1 protein-coding gene is annotated in these 1,452 nt (G+C 70.0%); it reads left to right on the top strand.

What is annotated here, in order from left to right; translation table 11 throughout:
- Positions 1–65 precede the first annotated feature (65 nt).
- Complete coding sequence (locus ACZ38L_RS39505; protein WP_465702994.1) at positions 66–1,328, top strand: IS701 family transposase; 1,263 nt, start codon at positions 66–68, stop codon at positions 1,326–1,328.
- Positions 1,329–1,452: the final 124 nt, after the last annotated feature.

The following is a 1,452-nucleotide window of genomic DNA, read 5'->3' as shown; positions in this document are numbered from 1 at the left end:
CTAGTAGGGCTTTGTTAGGTACCCCAAGTGATCGTCGTCGGGTAGGCTGTGATCTTCTTTCAGGTGTGACACCTGAGGAGATGGAAACGGTCCGCCCGCGCTTGGAGGCGTTCGCGGCCGAGATGCTCGGTTCGCTGGCCCGTCGGGACCAGCGGGCTAAGGGCGAGTTGTATCTGCGCGGGCTGATGCTGGACGGCAAGCGCAAGTCGATGCAGCCGATGGCCGAGCGCCTTGGGGTGGACCATCAGCAGCTCCAGCAGTTCGTGGCCTCCTCGACCTGGGATTGGGTCAAGGTTCGCGAGCGGGTGGCCCGTTGGGCCGCGGCGCACATCGCGCCCCAGGCGTACGCCATCGACGATGTGGGCTTCCCCAAGGACGGCTACGACTCGCCGGGTGTGGCCCGGATGTACTGCGGCGCGCTGGGCAAGCGCGGCAACTGCCAGATCGGCGTCAGCGTCAACCTGGTGTCCGACCGCGCTTCCTCGGCTATCGACTGGCGCCTGTTCCTGCCCGAGAGCTGGGACGACGCCAAGAACACCGGCGACAAGCTGCTGGCCGGGGCGATCGTGCGCCGCCGCGCCAAGGCGGCCATCCCCGACAGCGAGCGGCACAGGGAGAAGTGGCGCCTGGCGCTGGACATGCTGGACGAGGTCCGGGGGGACTGGGAGCTGTCCGACCTGCCGGTGGTCGCCGACGCCGGCTACGGCGACGCGACGGGTTTTCGCGAGGGCCTGACCGAGCGCGGCCTGGCCTACGCCGTCGCGGTGAAGGGCACCACCACCGCCTACCCGGGCGACGCCGCGCCCGAGCGCCCGCCCTACAGCGGCCAGGGCCGCCCACCCGGGCCCGCCTACCGCGACCCGCACACCACTCTTCGCCAACTCGCCCTGGAGACGGGGCGATCGGCGGCACGCACCGTGACCTGGCGCCAAGGGAGCAAGGCCACGAAGCACAACCCCCGCGCCGAGATGCGCTCGCGGTTCCTGGCGCTGCGGGTGCGACCGGCCAACCGGACGATCCGCCGCGCCGCCGACGGCTCCCTGCCCGAATGCTGGCTGCTGGCCGAGTGGCCGCCCGGCGCCGCCGAGCCCACCGACTACTGGCTGTCCACTCTGCCCGCCGACATTCCGCTGCGTGAACTCGTCCGCATCGCCAAGATCCGCTGGCGTATCGAGCACGACTACCGCGAGCTCAAGGACGGCCTGGGCCTGGACCACTTCGAGGGCCGCAACTACCCCGGCTGGCACCGCCACGTCACCCTCACCTCCCTCGCCCAGGCGTTCTGCACCATGCTCAGGCTCGACCCAAAAGCCCCTGCGCCGGCCTGACCCTCTACGCGGTCCTCCGCGAACTCCAGGCCCTCCTGGCTACCTGGACCGGCGCCTGCTCGATATGCGGCCAACCCGCCCCAGAACCAGAACCACACCACCGCACCTAACAAAGCCCTACTAG

The sequence above is a fragment of the Kitasatospora sp. NPDC024654 genome, assembly GCF_055559155.1.
Note: the sequence above shows the minus strand (reverse complement) of the source record. Positions and strands in the feature narration are given on the sequence as shown.